Source organism: Cupriavidus sp. CPT47-8839-RL05A (assembly GCF_058792255.1).
This window is the reverse complement of the sequence record NZ_JBYTEG010000008.1, coordinates 133,800-150,948: the sequence shown is the minus strand read 5'-3', so window position 1 is coordinate 150,948 and position 17,149 is coordinate 133,800. Positions and strand designations below refer to the sequence as shown.

Below are 17,149 nucleotides of genomic sequence, written 5' to 3'. Positions count from 1 at the left end.
CCACAGGCCCTTTTTGCGTCTGGCATGCCCCGCTAACGGGGGGGTGCTTTAACTAGTTCGAGGTAGAGACTTAGGACTGCCTGCGCAGCACAATGGATCAGCCGCGGCGTGTTGACCGCGGTCCATCAGGATGGCCGCGAGACACGGCCCACCAACAAGACCCTATGCGGCAAGCAGGCGTTTCCTTGCCGGCCAGCGGGCACGTGCTGCGCATTATCTGGCCGTTCGTACCGGTGGTCGTTGCGCTGGCGTTGTTCTGCATCGCCAGCCTGGACCTGTTGTCGGCCGCGCGCGCCTTTGTCGCGGGCGAGAGCCAGTGGTCCAAAGGCCAGAAGAACGCCGTGCTGCACCTGCTGCGCTACGGCGAGGATCGTGATCCGGCGGATTTCGAGGCATACCTGGAGTCGATCGCGATCCCGCTGGGCGACCACCGCGCGCGCCTGGAGCTCGACCGCGACGAGCCTGACCTGGAGCGCATCCATGAAGGGCTGCTTGCCGGCGGCAACCATCCCGAAGACATTCCGCGGATGGTGCGGCTCTACCGGAATTTCCGCCATATCCAGGAGGTCGATGCCGCGATTCGCGTGTGGGCCGCGGGCGACATCGAGATCTTTGCGCTGCACGAACAGGCGCTGACCCTGCGCCGGCTGACCAGCCAGCCCGGCTGCGGCGATGAGTGCGTGGCGCCGGTGCTGCGCAACATTGCGCGGATCGACGCCAGGCTGACGCCGCTGGAGCGGGCCTTTTCGGGCCATCTGGGCCAGGCCTCGCGCCGCGTGACGCGGCTGCTGACCAACGGCAGCGCGGTGATGGCGGCCGCGCTGCTGATGTCGGCGATCCTGCTGTCGGTGGGGCCGCTGCGGCGCGAGCGCCGGCTGCGCGAGGCGCTGGCGCAGCGCGAAGAGCAGCTGCAGCTGGCGGTGGAGGGCAGCAACGACGGCCTGTGGGACTGGCATCTCGGCCGCGGCGAGCTGTACTTCTCGCCGCGCTGCGCGCAGATGCTGGGCTACCAGGACACCGAGCTGCCGCATGCGCGCGAAACCGTGCTGGGCCTGCTGCATCCTTCCGAGCTGGCTGCCTTCGAGGCCAAGCTGGCGCACCATCTGCGCAGCGGCGAGCCCTACGATGCCGAATTCCGCCTGCGCAACCGTGCCGGCGATTACCTGTGGGTGCGCGCCCGCGGCCGGCTGGTGCGCGGGGCGGGGCGCCGGCGCGCGCGCATGGCGGGGTCGCTCACGGATATTTCCGACCACAAGCGCTACGAGACCCAGCTCTTTGCCGAGAAGGAGCGCGCCCAGGTCACGCTGCAGGCCATCGGCGACGCGGTGGTGACGGCCGATGTGTGGGGGCGCGTGGAATCGCTCAACCCCGCGGCCGAGGCCCTGACCGGCTGGCGCGAAGCCGACGCCCGCGGCCTGCCGCTGAGCAGCGTGTGCGTGCTGCGCGACGAGGAAAGCCTGGCGCCGCTGCCCGATATTGTCACGCTGGCGTTGCGGCAGCGCTGGCGCAGCCGGTCGGCGCAGCTGGTGCAGCGCGATGTGTCCGGGCTGCCCGGACAGGCGCTGGCGGTCAAGCCATCGGTAGCGCTGATCCGCGACCGTGCCGCGCAGGCCATCGGCGTGGTGGTGGTGCTGCACGATATCAGCCAGGAACGCGCCCATGCGGCGCGGCTGGCGTACGAGGCCAGCCACGATGCGCTGACCGGCCTGGTCAACCGCGCCGAGTTCGAGCGCCGGCTGGACGCGGCGATCACGCGGGCACGGGTGCAGGGCACCACCCATACGCTGATGTACCTGGACCTGGATCAGTTCAAGGTGGTCAACGACACCTGCGGCCATGCCGCCGGCGACGAGCTGATCCGGCAGATGGCTGAGGTCATGCGCAGCCAGCTGCGCCGCAGCGACACGCTGGCCCGGTTGGGCGGCGACGAGTTCGGCGTGCTGCTGGAGCAATGCGGCCACGCCGACGGCGAACGCGTGGCCGAGGCCTTGCGCCACGCCATTGCCTGTTTCCGCTTTGCGCATCGCCAGCGCACCTTCACGCTGGGTGTCAGCATTGGCCTGGTGACGCTGGACCGCCAGACCGTCAACGTCGCCGAGGCGCTGAGCGCGGCCGACGCGGCCTGCTACGTGGCCAAGGAGGGCGGGCGCAACCGCGTGCAGGTCTACCATCCGCTGGACAGCGTGGTGCAGGCGCGCCACGGCGAGATGGAGTGGGTCAGCCGCGTGCATGCGGCGCTGGCGGCTGGCCGCTTCTGCCTGTACTCGCAGGAGATCGTGCCGGCGCACGATGGCGCGCTGCCGCAGACGGGCCGCCATGTGGAACTGCTGCTGCGCATGGTCGATGAACGTGGCCGGCTGGTGCCGCCGATGGCCTTCTTGCCGGCCTGCGAGCGCTACAACCTGATGCCGATGATCGACCGCTGGGTGGTCGAGACCGCGTTTCGCACCCTGGCGGGACGGCAGGCGGAGATTGCCACCTGCGCGATCAACCTGTCAGGCTCGTCGCTGGCGGACCTCCAGTTTCCCGACTTCGTGCGCGAGCAGGCGCAGCGCTTCGGCATTGCGCTGGACGGCATTTGCTTCGAGATCACGGAAACCGCAGCGATCTCCAACCTGGCGCAGGCCGGCGCGTTCATCCTGCAGCTGCAGCAGCTGGGCTGCAAGTTTGCGCTGGATGACTTCGGCGCGGGCATGTCTTCGTTCACCTACCTGAAGCACCTGCCGGCGGCCTACCTGAAGATCGACGGCAGCTTCGTGCGCGACATGCTGGCCGACCCGGTCAACCTGGTGATGGTGGAGGTGATCCAGCGCATCGGCCACGCCATGGGCAAGCAGACCATTGCGGAATTCGTTGAGAGCGAGGCCATGCTCGAACGGCTGCGCGAGCTGGGCGTGGACCTGGTGCAGGGCTACCACATTGCGCAGCCGGTGCCGTTTGCCCCGGCGGATCCCAACGCCGGCGACCGGGCGGCGCTGGCGCTGGCGGGCTGAGCCGCCAGGCCCGGCGGCGGGTCAGGGAACGAGCGGGTCGCGGAAGCCGGTATCGGCGCCGGGCGGGGTGCCGGCCGGCGCGGGCGTCGGCGCGGTTGCGGGCGGCACGGCCTGGTGCCTGGCTTCGCGCCAGGTGTTGTACACCCAGTAGGCGGCGCCGGCTGCCAGGCCGACCTTGGACAGCTTCCAGGTCCAGCGCAGCACCGGCGTGCGCTTGACCAGCGGCAGCGCCAGCGTCATTACGGTGCTCAGCAGCGGGTAGTCCTTGGTCATGCCGACCACTTTCATCCACGACCCCGGACGGGCGATGCGCGGCAGCCAGTGGCCGATAGTGCCCAGGCGGTGCGCGCCAGCCCGCACCTCATGCAGGGCCTGCAGGCAGTCGTAGCGTTCCAGCGCGGCGCGGGTCAGCAGCAGTTCCTTGCGCACCGCCAGCGGCAGACGCACCTCTTGCGTGAACCGGGCCCGCCGCGGGTGTTCGCGGCGGTCGTGTCCGGCAGCGCTGTCGTCGGGTTCCAGGGGGCTCATCGGCGCAGGATCTCCCGGTCTTTGTCGATTTCGGCGAGCGTGGCCTCCAGCATCGGCGGGGCGTTGCACACCAGGTTGCGTGCGTACGCCAGGCAAATCGCGCACAGCACCAGGTAAAGGACCGTCAGTGCGCCCAGTGCCTGCCAGCGGTAGGTGTCCCAGAACAGGATGGCGATCAGCCCGGTCAGCGTGACCAGCCCGATGCCAAAGAACACCAGGCCGAAGCAGGCCAGCAGCGCGACCTTCATCAGGCGCGTGCGTTCCTCGGCAAGCTCCACGCTGGCGAGTTCGAGGCGGGTCTGGACCATGGCCACCAGCGAGCCGGCCAGGTTGCGCACGGATTCGAGGAGCTTGGGGGAAGGGGGGGATTCGCTCATGCGGCTCCGGCGTGAAAGAGCGGCGCGACGGCGTGGGCCGTACGCGCCTTTCCAGCAGGCGGGCCGGGTGTGGCGGCTGTTGTGTCGCCAGCCCCGGCCACTGGCAACCCGATGACCGGGTTGCCGCTCAGGCGCGGCACACCAGCACGCCGCGCCGGGTTGGAATCGCTTACTTGCGGTTCAGCAGCAGACCGATCAGCAGGCCTACGCCGGCCGCCACGCCCACGGCGCGCCACGGGTGGTCATGCACGTAGTCGTCGGTGGCGCGTGCCGCGGCCTTGCTCTTGGTCACGACGGCGTCTTGCAGGTCCTGGGCCTTTTCCTTGGCTTGCTTGAGCAGGCCCATGCCACGCTCGCGCAGTTCGGCGGCCTTTTCCCCGGTGGTCGAGGCGGCTTGCTTCAGCAGTTCCTCGGCGTCGGACAGAACGGTCTTGACATCGCTCATCAGTTTCTCCTGTTTGCGGGCGGTTGGTTCGGTTTGTGCGGATTCTGACATTTTCTACGCTCCGAGGCTAACGGCAATTGTCGGTCTGATACTTAGCATATGTGGCGGGCGGCCGTGGTTTCAAGGCTGCAAGCCAGTGCGCGTGCCGCTTCGCTGCCTAGTATCGTCAGCATGCCGGAAAGCAAGCGTGATGAATGTCAGAAAATGTCTATATGACTTCGAGTGATTTTGTAGTGACTTTATATTCGTTTGGGTTGGATATCAATCCGGATACTCTGGTTCCACCCCGAAATCAGGAGAACAGAACATGGCTTTGCGTCTTGGCGATATCGCCCCGGACTTCGAGCAGGATTCGAGCGAAGGCCGCATTGGCTTCCATGCGTGGCTTGGCGACAGTTGGGGCGTGCTGTTCTCGCACCCGGCCGACTACACCCCCGTGTGCACCACCGAGCTGGGCCTGACCGCGAAGCTGAAGGATGAATTCGCACGCCGCGGCGTCAGGGCGATCGCGTTGTCGGTGGACAACGTGGACTCGCACCGCGGCTGGATCCAGGATATCAACGAGACCCAGTCGACCACGGTCAACTTCCCGATCCTGGCCGATGGCGACCGCAAGGTGTCGCAACTCTACGACATGATCCACCCGAACGCGAACGAGACCCTGACGGTGCGCTCGCTGTTCATCATCGACCCGAAGAAGAAGGTGCGCCTGATCATCACCTATCCGGCCAGCACCGGGCGCAATTTCAACGAGATCCTGCGCGTGATCGACTCGCTGCAGCTGACCGACAACCACAGCGTGGCCACGCCGGGCAACTGGCAGGACGGCGACGACGTGGTGATCGTGCCCTCGCTGAAGGACGAGGCGGTGATCCGCGAGAAATTCCCCAAGGGCTACCAGGCGGTGCGGCCGTACCTGCGCCTGACGCCCCAACCCAACAAATGAACGCGGCCCCGCGTGAAGGCGGGGCCGGCGTGCAGGACAGGCGTTTTATCGACGGGGGCAGCCTCGTCGTCTCCTTGGTAGTGTGCTTGGCCCGGCTTTGCAGCCGGGCTTTTTTATTGCGGAGAGCTGTCCGTTGGTCGCGGATGCGATCAGAAGAAGGCCTGGAGGCCGGTCTGGGCACGGCCCAGGATCAGCGCGTGGATGTCGTGGGTGCCTTCATAGGTGTTGACCACCTCCAGGTTCACCACGTGGCGGATCACGCCGAACTCATCCGAGATGCCGTTGCCGCCCAGCATGTCGCGCGCCACGCGGGCGATGTCGAGCGACTTGCCGCACGAGTTGCGCTTCATGATCGAGGTGATTTCCACTGCGGCGGTGCCTTCGTCCTTCATGCGGCCCAGGCGCAGGCAGCCTTGCAGGCCGAGCGTGATCTCGGTCTGCATGTCGGCCAGCTTCTTCTGCACCAGCTGCGTGGCGGCCAGCGGGCGGCCGAACTGCTTGCGGTCCAGGGTGTACTGGCGCGCGGTGTGCCAGCAGAATTCGGCGGCGCCCAGCGCGCCCCAGGCGATGCCGTAGCGGGCCGAGTTCAGGCACGTGAACGGGCCCTTCAGGCCGCTCACGCCCGGCATGATGTTCTCTTCCGGCACGAACACCTGGTCCAGCACGATTTCGCCGGTGATCGAGGTGCGCAGGCCGACCTTGCCGTGGATGGCAGGTGCCGACAGGCCCTTCCAGCCTTTTTCGAGGATAAAGCCGCGGATCGCTTCCTTGCCGTCGTCGCCTTGCAGCTTGGCCCAGACCACGAACACGTCGGCGATCGGCGAGTTGGTGATCCACATCTTGGCGCCGGTCAGCTCATAGCCGCCGTCGACCTTCTTGGCGCGGGTGACCATCGAGCCCGGGTCGGAGCCGTGGTTCGGCTCGGTCAGGCCGAAGCAGCCGATCCATTCGCCGGTGGCCAGCTTGGGCAGGTACTTCTGCTTCTGCGCTTCGGTGCCGAATTCAAAGATCGGCACCATCACCAGCGACGACTGCACGCTCATCATCGAGCGGTAGCCCGAATCGACGCGCTCGACTTCACGGGCGATCAGGCCGTAGCTGACGTAGTTCAGGCCCGGGCCGCCGTATTGCTCCGGGATGGTGGGGCCGAGCAGGCCCAGTTCGCCCATCTCGCGGAAGATCTCCACGTCGGTCTTCTCGTTGCGGAACGACTGCAGCACGCGCGGCATCAGCTTGTCCTGGCAGTACGCCGCGGCGGCGTCGCGCACCATGCGTTCGTCGGCGGTCAGTTGCTGGTCCAGCAGCAGGGGGTCGGCCCAGTGGAATTCGGCGTTGGCAGCCATGCAGGTCTCCTTCGGTAGCGCGGGGGGAAGCGTCGGGGGCGGGGCGAATGGTCGCTTGCCGCACCGGCGCTTCCGGGAATCATGACGGGTTCGGTGATCTTCGCGGAGGGTTATTTGTTGTTCCGCATTGCGGAACTGTGTTCCGTTGAATTAGTATATCGCAATGGCTTTGCCGTGCAACAGGCAAAACCCCCGACACCCATGCCTTTGTGCGATGAGCGGACAACCGCCGACCTGAGAGGAGCCGCCTTGACCAGTCCGTCACTTTCTCCCGATGCCACGCCGCCCGCGCCGGTGCGCGACAGCGATCCCAACTTCGTTACCGCGCTGGCGCGCGGGCTGGAGCTGATGCGCTGCTTCCGCACCGGCGAGGCAATGCTCGGCAACCAGGACTTCGTGCGCCGCACTGGCTTCCCCAAGGCCACGGTGAGCCGGCTGGCCGGCACGCTGGTGCAGCTCGGTTACCTGCGCTATGACGAAAGCCTGGGCAAGTACGCGCTGGATGCCGGCGTGCTGGCGCTGGGCTATGCCTACCTGTCGGCGTCGGACGTGGTGTCGCTGGCGCGGCCGCATATGCTGGCGTTCGCGCAGTCGTACGGGGTCTCGGTCTCGCTGGGCAAGCGCGAGCGCATGGAAGTGATCTACCTGGAATCGATCCGCAACGATGCGGGCGTGATGCTGGGGCTGGGCGTGGGCTCGCGGCTGTCGCTGGTGTCCAGTTCGATGGGGCGGGCATACCTGGCCGCGCTGCCGGCGGCGCGGCGCGAGCGGGTCATGGCTGAGTTCAGCCAGGCGTTCCCGGAACAGTGGAAGCAGCAGGAGACGGCCACGCGCGCCGCCCTGGCCGAGGCGCAGCAGCGCGGCTATGCGGCGTCGTTCCGCGACTGGCATCCGGCCATCCATGCCTGTGCGGTGGCGTTCCGGCCGGTGGGGGAGAAGGAGCTGCACATGCTGAGTTGCAGTGCTTCCTATGGGGCGGTGGATGAATCGGTGTTCCACCAGACGCTGGCGCCGGCGTTGCGGGCGCTCGCGGCAAGGTTGTCGGACCCGGCGGGGTGACGGCCAGGTCCGACGCGCAAGGCGTTACAGGTCGGTGCGCAGCTTCCACAGTTCCGGGAACAGCACCACATCCAGCATCTTGCGCAGGTAGCTGACGCCCTCGGTGCCGCCGGTGCCGCGCTTGAAGCCGATCACGCGTTCGACCGTGGTCACATGGCGGAAGCGCCACTGGCGGAACGAATCCTCCAGGTCCACGAACTTCTCGCCCAGCTCGTACAGCTCCCAGTGCGCCGACGGATTGCGATAGACCTCCAGCCACGCCGCCTCGACCGAGGCGTTGTACGCAGTCGGCTGGGTCCAGTCCCGCTCCACGCAATCCGCATCGACCGCAAAACCACGTCGTGCCATCAGCCGGATCGCCTCGTCATAAAGCGACGGCGTCTTCAGCGCGGTCTCCACCAAGGCCAGGTGCTCCGGCCGGTGCGCATGCGGTTTCAGCATGGCCGCGTTCTTGTTGCCGAGAATGAACTCGATCTCGCGATACTGGAACGACTGGAAGCCCGACGACATCCCCAGGTAAGGCCGCATCGCGGAATACTCCGGCGGCGTCATCGTCGCCAGCACGTTCCACGCCTGCACCAGCTGGTCCATGATGCGCGACACCCGCGTCAGCATCTTGAACGCAGGCGGCAGGCTGTCGGCCTTGACCGACTCGCGCGCGGCGCGCAGCTCGTGCAGCATCAGCTTCATCCACAGCTCGGTGGTCTGGTGCTGCACGATAAACAGCATCTCGTTGTGGTCCGGCGACAGCGGGTGCTGCGCATTCAGGATCTGGTCCAGGCCGAGATAGTCGCCATAGCTCATGTCCTTGGCGAAATCCATCTGCGCGCCGTGCCAGCCGTCGCCCTGTGCTTTCGTGCCTGCCTCGCTGGCCGCGGCGGAGAAGGGGCATCCCTTGAATTCACTCATGATGCGCTCCCGATCAGGTCACCTGGCCGCGCGTCTGGAAGCGCGCGTCGCGATAGGCGCCGCTGTCCAGCACGTCGCGCAGGATTTCCACAGCATCCCACACCTCGGCGAAGCTGGTGTACAGCGGCGTGAAGCCGAAGCGGGCGATGCGCGGCTCGCGGTAGTCGCCGATCACGCCCCGCTCGATCAGGGCCTGCACCAGCGCATAGCCGTCCGGGTGCTCCAGGCTGACCTGGCTGCCGCGGCGCGCGTGCTCGCGCGGCGTGACCAGCGTCAGCGGGTGGTGGCCGCAACGCGCCTCCACCAGTTCGATGAACAGGTCGGTCAGCAGCAGTGACTTGGCGCGCAGCACCTGCATATTGGTCTGGGCGAAGATGTCCAGGCCGCATTCGACCATCGCCAGCGAGGTCACAGGCTGCGTGCCGCACAGGAAGCGGCGCACGCCTTCCACCGGGCGATACTGCGGATCCATCGCGAACGGCGCGGCATGGCCCCACCAGCCCGACAGCGGCTGCCAGAAGGCATCGCGCAGCGCCGGCGCGACCCACACGAAGGCGGGCGAACCCGGGCCGCCGTTCAGGTACTTGTAGGTGCAGCCGATGGCGTAGTCGGCCCCGGCCGCCTTCAGGTTGACCGGCACCGCGCCGGCGGAGTGGCACAGGTCCCACACCGTGAGCGCGCCGCGGGCGTGGGCGAGTTCGGTCAGCGAGGCCATGTCGAGCATCTCGCCGGTCTTGTAGTTGACGTGCGTGAGCATCAGCACGGCGGTGTCGGCGCCCACGGCGGCGTCGATCTCGGCCGGCGAATTGACCAGGCGCAGCGAATAGCCCTGCTGCAGCAGATCGGCCAGGCCTTGCGCGATGTACAGGTCAGTGGGGAAGTTGCTGGCCTCCGACACGATCACCTTGCGCGCCGGGTCACGCGACTGCTGCACGCGCAGCGCCGCGGCCAGCACCTTGAACAGGTTGATCGAAGTGGTGTCGGTCACCACCACTTCATCCTGGCCGGCGCCGACCAGCGGGGCCAGCTTGTTGCCCAGCCGCTGCGGCAGCTCGAACCAGCCGGCGGTGTTCCAGCTGCGGATCAGGCCCTCGCCCCATTCCTCGGCCACCACCTGGGCGGCGCGCGCGGCGGCGGCGCGCGGGCGCGCGCCCAGCGAGTTGCCGTCGAGGTAGATCACGCCCTCGGGCAGCGCGAACTGGTCGCGCAGCGGGCGCAGCGGGTCTTGCTGGTCGAGCCGGATACAGTGCTCGCGGTCAAATGTCGTCATGTCGTGGGATTGGCCAGGGGTTGTTCGGGAATGGTTCAGTCGAGGCTGCGCAGCACCGCGCGCACCGGGCTGGCATCGAGCCCGGCAAAGCGCAGCGGCAGCGCGATCAGTTCGTAGTCGCCGGCATCGACCTCATCCAGCACGATGCCTTCCAGGATGGCCAGCCCGTGCCGGCGCACGGCGTTGTGCGCATCCATGGTCTTGGATTCCTGCGGGTCCAGCGACGGTGTGTCGATGCCCACCAGTTGCACGCCGTGCGCGGCCAGCAGCGCGATGGTCTCGGCCGCGACCGCGCAGAAATGCGGGTCCCACTGCGCCAGCGGCGCCTGCCGGTAGGTGCGCAGCAGCACGCGCGGCGGCAGGCCGGCCAGCGCGTGTTCAATATGGCGCGGCTCGACCACGGGCGAGGCGCCGATGCAATGGATCACGCGGCAGGTGCCGAGGTAGGGCGTGAGCGGCACGGCGCCGATCGGCGCGCCGTCGGCAGCGTAGTGCAGCGGGGCGTCGGCGTGCGCGCCGGTATGCGGGGATAGCGTGATGCGGCCGACATTCACCGGGCAGTGCTCGTCTATCTGCCAGGCCGGCTGCTGCTGGAACGGCGTGTCGCCGGGCCAGACCGGGGTGGCGGGGGAGAGCGGCGGGCTGATGTCCCAGAGCCGGCGCGGGTCTTGATTGGGGGCGGTCATAAGGGTGCGCGGCGCCTTTGCAAGGCGCCGTCGTTGTCTGCCTCGATGACGGAAATCATAGTCAAAATTGCCGGCAAGAGGCTTGCTAAATGGACCGCCGATGCCATCATCTTTCGCATAAAATGCGAAGAATTGATGATTAGTCGAAGGAAATTCGAATGAACCTCGATCCCACCGACCTGCGCATCCTGACCTGCCTGCAGGAGAACGGCCGCATCAGCAACCAGGACCTGGCCGACCGCGTGGCGCTGTCGCCTTCGGCATGCCTGCGGCGGGTGCGGCTGCTGGAAGAGTCAGGAGTGATCGGCGGCTACCGCGCCTGGTTCGACGCCGAGCAGCTCGGGCTGGAGCTTGAGGCGATCGTGCAGGTGTCGATGCGCCATGACGTGGAAGGCTGGCACGACACCTTTATCGCCGCGGTTCAGTCATGGCCGGAAGTGCTGTCGGCGTACATCATCACTGGCGACAGCAACTACATCCTGCGGGTGCAGGCGCGCAACCTGAAGCACTACTCGGACTTCATCGTGAACCGGCTGTACCGCACCAAGGGCGTGATGGATATCCGCTCGAACATCGTGTTGCAGCGGATCAAGGTGGACAGTTCGCCGCTGGCGATCCTGAAGGCGGCGGAGGGCGCCTAGCGCTGCGTATGCAGCGCGATCAGCTGCCGCAGGGTTTCTTTCAGCAGCGCACCCTGGCGCGGGCCAAAGTCGTCCAGCACTGCGCGCTCGTGCTGGGCGGCGCGCGCCAGCAGCGGCTGGGCCAGCGCGAGGCCGCGCGGGGTGATCGAGATCAGCGCCTGGCGGCGGTCGGCCTGGCCGGCGCGGCGCGTCACCAGCCCGTCGGCGGCCATGCGGTCGACCAGCTTGGTCAGCGTCGGCTGCTTGGTCAGCGTGATTTCGGCGAGCGTGCCGATGGTGCAGTCGGGGCGGTCGGCCAGCGTGGCCAGCACGCGCCATTCCTGCACGGACAGGCCGCTGGCCTCCACTTCGCGGTGGAATTCGCCCGAGATCAGGTGGCTCGCGCGGGCCAGCAGGTAGGCCAGGTAGCCATCGACAAAGGGCAGGGGGGAGTGCGCGGGCAGGTCCGCCATGATGGGCCCGGTGCGGTCAGGGGACGAGGGGGGCGGTGGTGGTGAACTGGCCGCCCTGGAATACCAGCGGGCCGTCGCTGCCATCGAGCACGCCGCAGCGCTCGACCTCGCCCACGAAGATGATGTGGTCGCCCTCGTCGTAGCGGCTGCGGTTGTGGCATTCGAACCAGGCCAGGGCATTGGACAGGATCGGCAGGCCGGTGGCCGAGAGCCGGTAGTCGACGCCGGCGAAGCGGTCGCCCTTGAGGGTGGCGAAGCGCTGGCACAGCTCCAGCTGCGAGGCCGACAGCACGTTGATGATGTAGTGGGTGCCGTCGCGGAACATCGGCAGGCTGTTGGCGCGCGTGGCCATGCTCCACAGCACCAGCGGCGGATCCAGCGACACCGAATTGAACGAACTGGCGGTGATGCCGATGAACGGCGCCGCGCCGGCGGCGACCGACGCGGCGCTGGCGCGCGTAGTGATCACCGTCACCCCGGTTGCGAACTGCGACAGGGTGCGGCGGAAGTGCTGCGCATCGAAATCTGGTGCGGCGGCGCTGGTGATCTGTGGCTGGGCCTCAGGCATGCCCATGGGGGCTCCGCTGGAGTTCATGAAATTTCATATATATTATTCGCGCCATGGGCATCGAGTACAAGCCCGGCGACCACCAATCCGCGATGCGTGCGTTGGCTGGCGCACAAAAACAGGCGAGCCCTGCCGCCAGACAAGAACAACCGGAGACAAGTCATGCTCATCGAGCAGATCGAACACCGCTGGCTGGCGGCGTTCCGGCGCACGCTGGAACTCTGTGCCCTGCAGGGTGCGGAAGTCGTTGGAATTGTAACGGAGTCGCAATCCCGCCCTGTCAACGTGGCCTTGGCCGAACTGGCCGTGCAGTCGCTGGGCGCCACCCCGGTGCGGATCCAGGTGTCGACACCGGCACTTAGCGCGCCCGCGCCGGTGCGCTCCACCGGCGCCAGCGATGCCTTGCAGGGTCTCGCGCCGGTGGTGGCGGCCTTGTCACGCTGTCACCTGGTGCTGGACTGCACGGTGGAGGGCCTGCTGCACGCGCCGGAACTGCCGCTGATCCTGCGCGGTGCCGACGGCATCGTGCCGCGCATGCTGATGGTCAGCAACGAACATCCCGAGATCCTGGAACGCTGCCAGCCCGACCCGGCGCTGGAAGGCACCGTGCGCGCCGCCATGAAGCGCCTGCGCGGCGCGCGCGAGATGCGCGTGCATTCGCCGGCCGGCACCGAGCTGCGCATCGGCCTGGCCGACGCCCGCGTCGGCGGGGTCTGGGGCTTCTGCAACAAGCCCGGCCAGGTCTCGCACTGGCCCGGCGGGCTGTGCCTGGCGTTCCCGGCCAGCCGCCAGGTCAACGGCACGCTGGTGCTGGCGCCGGGCGACGTCAACCTGACCTTCAAGACCTACCTGCGCGATACCGTGGTCTGCCATATCGAGGACGACTACATCGTCGGCGTCGAGGGGCAGGGCGTCGACGCCGACATGATGCGCGGCTACTACCAGGCCTGGGCCGACCGCGAGGGCACGCGCGATGCGTATGCCGTCTCGCACGTGGGCTGGGGCCTGAACCGGCTGGCACGCTGGGACGCGATGACTTTCTACGACAAGCGCGACTGCAACGGCACCGAGCTGCGCGCGTTTGCCGGCAACTTCCTGTTCTCGACCGGCGCCAACGAGGTCGCCGGACGGCATACGCTGGGCCATTTCGACCTGCCGCTGCGCAACTGCACGGTGTCGCTGGATGGCCGCAACGAGTTGGAAGCGGGCACGCTGGTGGAGGTGGCGGCATGAGCGCGAGCGCGACGATGCAACGCCACGCCAACGGCATCGCCACGCTGGCCTGGGGCGATGGCCCGGTGGCGGTGGTGATGCTGCACGGCATCGGCGGCGGCAAGGCCGCCTGGCCCGCGCAGGGCGAGGCGCTGGCGCAGGCCGGCTACCGCGCCGTGGCCTGGGACATGCCCGGCTACGGCGACAGCGCCCTGATCGATCCCTATGACTTCGACGGGCTGGCGCAAGCGCTGGCGCCGCTGCTGCAGGCCGAGCGCGACGCCGGCCGGCGCGTGGTGCTGCTGGGCCACAGCATGGGCGGGATGGTGGCGCAGCAGGCCTGCGCGGCCGCGCCCGCGCTGATCGACGGCATGGTGCTGTCCGGCACCTCGCCCGCCTTTGGCAAGGGCGACGGGCCCTGGCAGCGCGACTTCATCGCCGCGCGCACCGCGCCGCTGGACGCCGGCAGGACCATGGCCGAGATGGCCGCCGGGCTGGTGCGCACCATGGTCGCGCCCGATGCCGAGCCACAAGCCGTGGCCTTTGCCACGGCGGTGATGGCGGCAGTGCCGGCGCCCACCTACCGCGCGGCGCTGGGTGCGCTGGTGCGCTTCAACCAGCGCGACGCGCTGCCGCGCATCGCGGTGCCGGTGCTGGCGCTGGCCGGGCAGCACGACACCAATGCCGCGCCCGAGGTGATGGAGCGCATGGCGCAGCGCACTCCCGGCGCCGAGTACCGCTGCCTGCCGGATGTCGGCCACCTGGCCTGCATGGAGCGGCCGGCGCTGTTCAACGAGGCAGTGCTGGATTTCCTGCACCGGCACTTCCCCGTGCACTGAACCACGCCGCTTCCCGGCAACGCAACACAAGAACCGCCGCCGCGCCGCCACTGCATCCGGCGCGAGCAGGAAAACAGGAGACCGCGACATGCCATCCGGCCAGCTCGACTTCATTCCCGCCATCGGTACGGCGGACTTCACCCCGCAACAAGCGCGCCTGCTGGCGCTGGCCAACCGCCTCGGCCGCGAGCGCTTCGCGGCGCGCGCAGCCACCTGGGACCGCGAGGCCAGCTTCCCCTTCGCCAACTATGCCGACCTGCGCGAGGCCGGCCTGCTGGCCCTGTGCGTGCCGCAGGCGTTCGGCGGCGAGGGCGCGGACTTTGCCACCTACTGCATGGTTGGCGCCGAGATCGGCCGCTTCTGCGGGGCCACGGCGCTGACGTACAACATGCATATCTGCTCGACCATGTGGACCGGCGTGCTGTCCGACGGCATCGACATGACGCCTGAGCAGCGCGCCGAGCACGCAGCCCGGCGCGAGCTGCATTTCTCGCGCGTGGTGCGCGACGGCGCGGTCTATGCGCAGCCGTTCTCCGAAGGCTCCGCTGCTGCCGCGGGCAAGGCGCCGTTCGGCACCACCGCGCGCAAGGTCGAGGGCGGCTGGGTGCTGAACGGGCGCAAGATCTTCGCCTCGCTGTCGGGCGCGGCCGACTACTACGGCATCCTGTGCACCGAGGACCGCGGCGACCAGCATCCCGACATGCGCGACACGCTCTATATCGCCGTGCCCGGCAATGCGGAAGGGCTGACCGTGACCGGCGAGTGGGACCCGATGGGCATGCGCGGGACGGTATCGCGCACGCTGCTGCTCAAGGACGTGTTCGTGCCCGACCATGAGCAGCTGATGCCGCGCGGCGTCTACTATCGTGCTGCGCAGACCTGGCCGGCAATGTTCTTCACGCTGTCGCCGACCTACCTGGGCGTAGCCCAGGCCGCCTACGACTTCACCGTGCAGTACCTGCGCGGCGAGGTGCCGGGCCAGCCGCCGGTCAGGCGCCGCATGTACCCGACCAAGCAGATCGCGGTGGCGCAGATGCGCATCCAGCTGGAAACCATGCGCTCGCTCTTCTGGCGCGTGATCCATGAGGCCAGGCCCAATCCAACCAAGGACGAGCGCCTGCGCCTGTACGCCGCGCACTACACCGTGATGGAAGGCGCCAACGACATCGCCCGGCTGGCGATCCGCACCTGCGGCGGGCAGTCGATGCTCAAGGACCTGCCGCTGGAGCGGCTCTACCGCGACTCGCGCTGCGGCGCGCTGATGCTGCCCTGGACCGCCGAGCTGATCCTGGACCGCATGGGGCGCGAGACCCTGTACGAATCCGGCGAGCGCGACGAATGAGCGCCGCCAGCCGCGCCATGCGCGCGGGCGCCGCCGGGCTGGGCGCGCTGCCGGCCATGCTGCATGGCCATGCCGCCGCGGCGCCGGGGCGGCCGGCGTTGCACTACCTGGGCCGCACCTTCACCTACGGCAAGCTGTGGCGGCGCGTCGAGCGTGCCAGCGCCCACCTGGCAGCGACGTGGGGCATCCGCGCGGGCGACCGCGTCGGCACGCTGTGCCTGAACCACGAGCTGCAGCTGGTGCTGCTGTTCGCCTGCGCGCGTATCGGGGCGATGTTCGTGCCGCTGAACTACCGGCTGGCGCCGGCGGAGCTGCGTACCATCGCCGCCCACGCGCAACTGGCCGCGCTGTTCCACGACGAGCGCCATGCAGGGCTGGCGCGGGAGGCTGGCGGCGGCTGCCAGGCCGCGCATCTCGACCGGCTGATCGACCATCCCGCGCCGTTCGGCTTGGCCCATGCGCCGGTGCCGGACGATGCGCCGCTGCTGCTCGCCTACACCTCCGGCACCACCGGCAAGCCCAAGGGCGCGGTGCATACGCAGGCCGGGCTGCTGGCCAATGCGCGCGCCAGCTGGTGGGCGCACGGCATGACCGCGGACGACCACGTGCTGTCGGTGCTGCCGATGTTCCATGTCGGCGGGCTGTGCATCCAGACGCTGCCGGCGCTGCTGGCCGGGGCGCAGGTCACGCTGCACGACCGCTTTGCGCCGGATGCCTGGCTCGGCGCGGTTGCGCAGGCGCGGCCGAGCCTGTCGCTGATGGTGCCGGCCACGCTGCGCGCGGTGCTTGAGCATCCCGGCTGGCCCGGGGCCGACCTGTCGGCGCTGCGCGGCGTGATGGCAGGTTCGTCGACCATCCCGCTGTCGTATATCGAGGCCTTCCATGCGCGCGGCGTGCCGCTGGGGCAGGTCTATGGCGCGACCGAGACCGGTCCGGTGTCGGTGGTGCTGAAGCTGCAGGATGCGGTGGCCCGGCCTGGCTATGCCGGCTGGCCGCAGCCGGAAGCGCAAGTCCGGCTGGCCGGCCCGGACGGTGCCGAGGTGGCGCAGGGCGCAGTCGGTGAACTGTGGGTGCGCGGCGCCAACGTGATGGCTGGCTACTGGAACCAGCCTGATAACGGCCTGGCCGACGGCTGGTTCCATTCCGGCGACCTCGCGCACCGCGATGCCGGCGGCTGCATCGAAGTCGTCGGCCGCAGCAAGGACATGATCATCTCGGGTGGCGAGAACATCTATCCCGCCGAGATCGAGAACGTGCTGGTCGGCCTGCCCGGGGTGCAGGAGTGCGCGGTGGTCGGCGTGGCCGATGCGCGCTGGGGCGAGGTGCCGGTGGCGGTGATCGTGCCCGCGCCGGGCGCGCCGCGCGACGCGCTGGGGGCGGAGCCGCTGCGCGAACTGCTGGCCACGCGCATTGCCCGCTTCAAGCTGCCGCGCGAGGTGGTGCTGCTGGACGACCTGCCGCGCAGCGCGCTGGGCAAGGTGCTCAAGCCGCAACTGCGCGCGATGCTGGAGGCGCGGCGCCAGCCTGGCTGAATCTGCT

The 17,149-nt window shown here is 68.5% G+C and carries 17 protein-coding genes; 8 read left to right on the top strand and 9 right to left on the bottom strand.

Annotated elements, in window-relative coordinates; all coding sequences use genetic code 11:
• Positions 1 to 92 precede the first annotated feature (92 nt).
• On the top strand, positions 93 to 2,993 hold the full coding sequence (locus tag AC3WVS_RS11855; RefSeq protein WP_492318789.1) for an EAL domain-containing protein: 2,901 nt from the start codon (positions 93 to 95) through the stop codon (positions 2,991 to 2,993).
• Positions 2,994 to 3,014: 21 nt separating this feature from the next.
• Here AC3WVS_RS11855 and AC3WVS_RS11850 read toward each other — a convergent pair whose 3' ends face one another.
• The 3 genes from AC3WVS_RS11850 to AC3WVS_RS11840 form a co-directional block, all read right to left on the bottom strand.
• Positions 3,015 to 3,521 (bottom strand): DUF3318 domain-containing protein, encoded by a 507-nt coding sequence (locus tag AC3WVS_RS11850; RefSeq protein ID WP_492318788.1) that lies wholly within the window; start codon positions 3,519 to 3,521, stop codon positions 3,015 to 3,017.
• Positions 3,518 to 3,898 (bottom strand): phage holin family protein, encoded by a 381-nt coding sequence (locus tag AC3WVS_RS11845; protein ID WP_492318787.1) that lies wholly within the window; start codon positions 3,896 to 3,898, stop codon positions 3,518 to 3,520. The genes AC3WVS_RS11850 and AC3WVS_RS11845 overlap by 4 nt, the downstream gene beginning before the upstream one ends.
• A gap of 169 nt (positions 3,899 to 4,067) precedes the next feature.
• Entirely contained in the window at positions 4,068 to 4,394 is a 327-nt protein-coding gene (locus AC3WVS_RS11840; RefSeq protein ID WP_010813729.1) for an ElaB/YgaM/YqjD family protein, read from the bottom strand.
• A 256-nt stretch (positions 4,395 to 4,650) separates the two neighbouring features.
• Between AC3WVS_RS11840 and AC3WVS_RS11835 the strand changes: the two genes are divergently transcribed.
• The gene (locus tag AC3WVS_RS11835) at positions 4,651 to 5,289 is read left to right on the top strand and encodes a peroxiredoxin (RefSeq protein ID WP_492318786.1); all 639 of its coding nucleotides are present in this window, start codon (positions 4,651 to 4,653) and stop codon (positions 5,287 to 5,289) included.
• Between the two features lie 149 nt (positions 5,290 to 5,438).
• Here the strand turns inward: AC3WVS_RS11835 and AC3WVS_RS11830 are convergent, their stop codons facing one another.
• A complete protein-coding gene (locus tag AC3WVS_RS11830) occupies positions 5,439 to 6,632 on the bottom strand; it encodes an acyl-CoA dehydrogenase (protein WP_010813727.1) in 1,194 nt (397 codons plus the stop codon).
• A 249-nt stretch (positions 6,633 to 6,881) separates the two neighbouring features.
• On the opposite strand from AC3WVS_RS11830, the gene AC3WVS_RS11825 reads away from it, so the two are divergent.
• A complete protein-coding gene (locus tag AC3WVS_RS11825) occupies positions 6,882 to 7,691 on the top strand; it encodes an IclR family transcriptional regulator (RefSeq protein ID WP_340526275.1) in 810 nt (269 codons plus the stop codon).
• 24 nt (positions 7,692 to 7,715) lie between these two features.
• On the opposite strand, the gene kynA is transcribed toward AC3WVS_RS11825, so the two are convergent.
• The 3 genes from kynA to kynB are packed head-to-tail and all read right to left on the bottom strand — an operon-like array spanning position 7,716 to position 10,556.
• The gene (kynA, locus tag AC3WVS_RS11820) at positions 7,716 to 8,600 is read right to left on the bottom strand and encodes a tryptophan 2,3-dioxygenase (protein ID WP_492318785.1); all 885 of its coding nucleotides are present in this window, start codon (positions 8,598 to 8,600) and stop codon (positions 7,716 to 7,718) included.
• A 13-nt stretch (positions 8,601 to 8,613) separates the two neighbouring features.
• Entirely contained in the window at positions 8,614 to 9,870 is a 1,257-nt protein-coding gene (kynU, locus tag AC3WVS_RS11815) for a kynureninase (RefSeq protein WP_492318784.1), read from the bottom strand.
• A 35-nt stretch (positions 9,871 to 9,905) separates the two neighbouring features.
• Complete coding sequence (gene kynB, locus AC3WVS_RS11810) at positions 9,906 to 10,556, bottom strand: arylformamidase (protein WP_340525972.1); 651 nt, start codon at positions 10,554 to 10,556, stop codon at positions 9,906 to 9,908.
• A 158-nt stretch (positions 10,557 to 10,714) separates the two neighbouring features.
• Here kynB and AC3WVS_RS11805 point away from each other — a divergent pair, with 158 nt between their 5' ends.
• Positions 10,715 to 11,197 (top strand): Lrp/AsnC family transcriptional regulator, encoded by a 483-nt coding sequence (locus tag AC3WVS_RS11805; protein ID WP_010813722.1) that lies wholly within the window; start codon positions 10,715 to 10,717, stop codon positions 11,195 to 11,197.
• Here the strand turns inward: AC3WVS_RS11805 and AC3WVS_RS11800 are convergent.
• Positions 11,194 to 11,649 carry a MarR family winged helix-turn-helix transcriptional regulator gene (locus tag AC3WVS_RS11800; protein ID WP_492318783.1) on the bottom strand — a complete coding sequence of 152 codons (456 nt, stop codon included), beginning with the start codon at positions 11,647 to 11,649 and terminating at the stop codon, positions 11,194 to 11,196. The two genes, AC3WVS_RS11805 and AC3WVS_RS11800, sit on opposite strands and share 4 nt — an antisense overlap.
• Before the next feature lie 16 nt (positions 11,650 to 11,665).
• Entirely contained in the window at positions 11,666 to 12,223 is a 558-nt protein-coding gene (locus AC3WVS_RS11795) for a flavin reductase family protein (RefSeq protein WP_492318886.1), read from the bottom strand.
• Positions 12,224 to 12,379: 156 nt separating this feature from the next.
• Here AC3WVS_RS11795 and AC3WVS_RS11790 point away from each other — a divergent pair, with 156 nt between their 5' ends.
• The 4 genes from AC3WVS_RS11790 (at position 12,380) to AC3WVS_RS11775 (ending at position 17,142) form a co-directional block, all read left to right on the top strand.
• Positions 12,380 to 13,450: a 2,5-dihydroxypyridine 5,6-dioxygenase NicX family protein gene (locus AC3WVS_RS11790; protein WP_492318782.1), complete on the top strand. Its 1,071-nt coding sequence runs from the start codon at positions 12,380 to 12,382 to the stop codon at positions 13,448 to 13,450.
• Positions 13,447 to 14,268, top strand: a complete 822-nt coding sequence (locus AC3WVS_RS11785) for an alpha/beta fold hydrolase (RefSeq protein WP_492318781.1) — start codon at positions 13,447 to 13,449, stop codon at positions 14,266 to 14,268. Before AC3WVS_RS11790 ends, AC3WVS_RS11785 begins: the two co-directional genes overlap by 4 nt.
• An 88-nt stretch (positions 14,269 to 14,356) precedes the next feature.
• Entirely contained in the window at positions 14,357 to 15,610 is a 1,254-nt protein-coding gene (locus AC3WVS_RS11780) for an acyl-CoA dehydrogenase family protein (RefSeq protein ID WP_492318780.1), read from the top strand.
• Positions 15,607 to 17,142, top strand: coding sequence for a class I adenylate-forming enzyme family protein (locus AC3WVS_RS11775; RefSeq protein WP_492318779.1), 1,536 nt, complete (start codon positions 15,607 to 15,609; stop codon positions 17,140 to 17,142). The genes AC3WVS_RS11780 and AC3WVS_RS11775 overlap by 4 nt, the downstream gene beginning before the upstream one ends.
• Positions 17,143 to 17,149: the final 7 nt, after the last annotated feature.

What these genes read in the sequence shown, in the direction of transcription:
- AC3WVS_RS11855 (WP_492318789.1), top strand. Translation starts at nt 93, where the DNA reads ATGGATCAGCCGCGGCGTGTTGACCGCGGTCCATCAGGATGGCCGCGA.
- AC3WVS_RS11850 (WP_492318788.1), bottom strand. Translation starts at nt 3,521, where the DNA reads ATGAGCCCCCTGGAACCCGACGACAGCGCTGCCGGACACGACCGCCGC.
- AC3WVS_RS11845 (WP_492318787.1), bottom strand. Translation starts at nt 3,898, where the DNA reads ATGAGCGAATCCCCCCCTTCCCCCAAGCTCCTCGAATCCGTGCGCAAC.
- AC3WVS_RS11840 (WP_010813729.1), bottom strand. Translation starts at nt 4,394, where the DNA reads ATGTCAGAATCCGCACAAACCGAACCAACCGCCCGCAAACAGGAGAAA.
- AC3WVS_RS11835 (WP_492318786.1), top strand. Translation starts at nt 4,651, where the DNA reads ATGGCTTTGCGTCTTGGCGATATCGCCCCGGACTTCGAGCAGGATTCG.
- AC3WVS_RS11830 (WP_010813727.1), bottom strand. Translation starts at nt 6,632, where the DNA reads ATGGCTGCCAACGCCGAATTCCACTGGGCCGACCCCCTGCTGCTGGAC.
- kynA (WP_492318785.1), bottom strand. Translation starts at nt 8,600, where the DNA reads ATGAGTGAATTCAAGGGATGCCCCTTCTCCGCCGCGGCCAGCGAGGCA.
- kynU (WP_492318784.1), bottom strand. Translation starts at nt 9,870, where the DNA reads ATGACGACATTTGACCGCGAGCACTGTATCCGGCTCGACCAGCAAGAC.
- kynB (WP_340525972.1), bottom strand. Translation starts at nt 10,556, where the DNA reads ATGACCGCCCCCAATCAAGACCCGCGCCGGCTCTGGGACATCAGCCCG.
- AC3WVS_RS11805 (WP_010813722.1), top strand. Translation starts at nt 10,715, where the DNA reads ATGAACCTCGATCCCACCGACCTGCGCATCCTGACCTGCCTGCAGGAG.
- AC3WVS_RS11800 (WP_492318783.1), bottom strand. Translation starts at nt 11,649, where the DNA reads ATGGCGGACCTGCCCGCGCACTCCCCCCTGCCCTTTGTCGATGGCTAC.
- AC3WVS_RS11795 (WP_492318886.1), bottom strand. Translation starts at nt 12,223, where the DNA reads ATGGGCATGCCTGAGGCCCAGCCACAGATCACCAGCGCCGCCGCACCA.
- AC3WVS_RS11790 (WP_492318782.1), top strand. Translation starts at nt 12,380, where the DNA reads ATGCTCATCGAGCAGATCGAACACCGCTGGCTGGCGGCGTTCCGGCGC.
- AC3WVS_RS11785 (WP_492318781.1), top strand. Translation starts at nt 13,447, where the DNA reads ATGAGCGCGAGCGCGACGATGCAACGCCACGCCAACGGCATCGCCACG.
- AC3WVS_RS11780 (WP_492318780.1), top strand. Translation starts at nt 14,357, where the DNA reads ATGCCATCCGGCCAGCTCGACTTCATTCCCGCCATCGGTACGGCGGAC.
- AC3WVS_RS11775 (WP_492318779.1), top strand. Translation starts at nt 15,607, where the DNA reads ATGAGCGCCGCCAGCCGCGCCATGCGCGCGGGCGCCGCCGGGCTGGGC.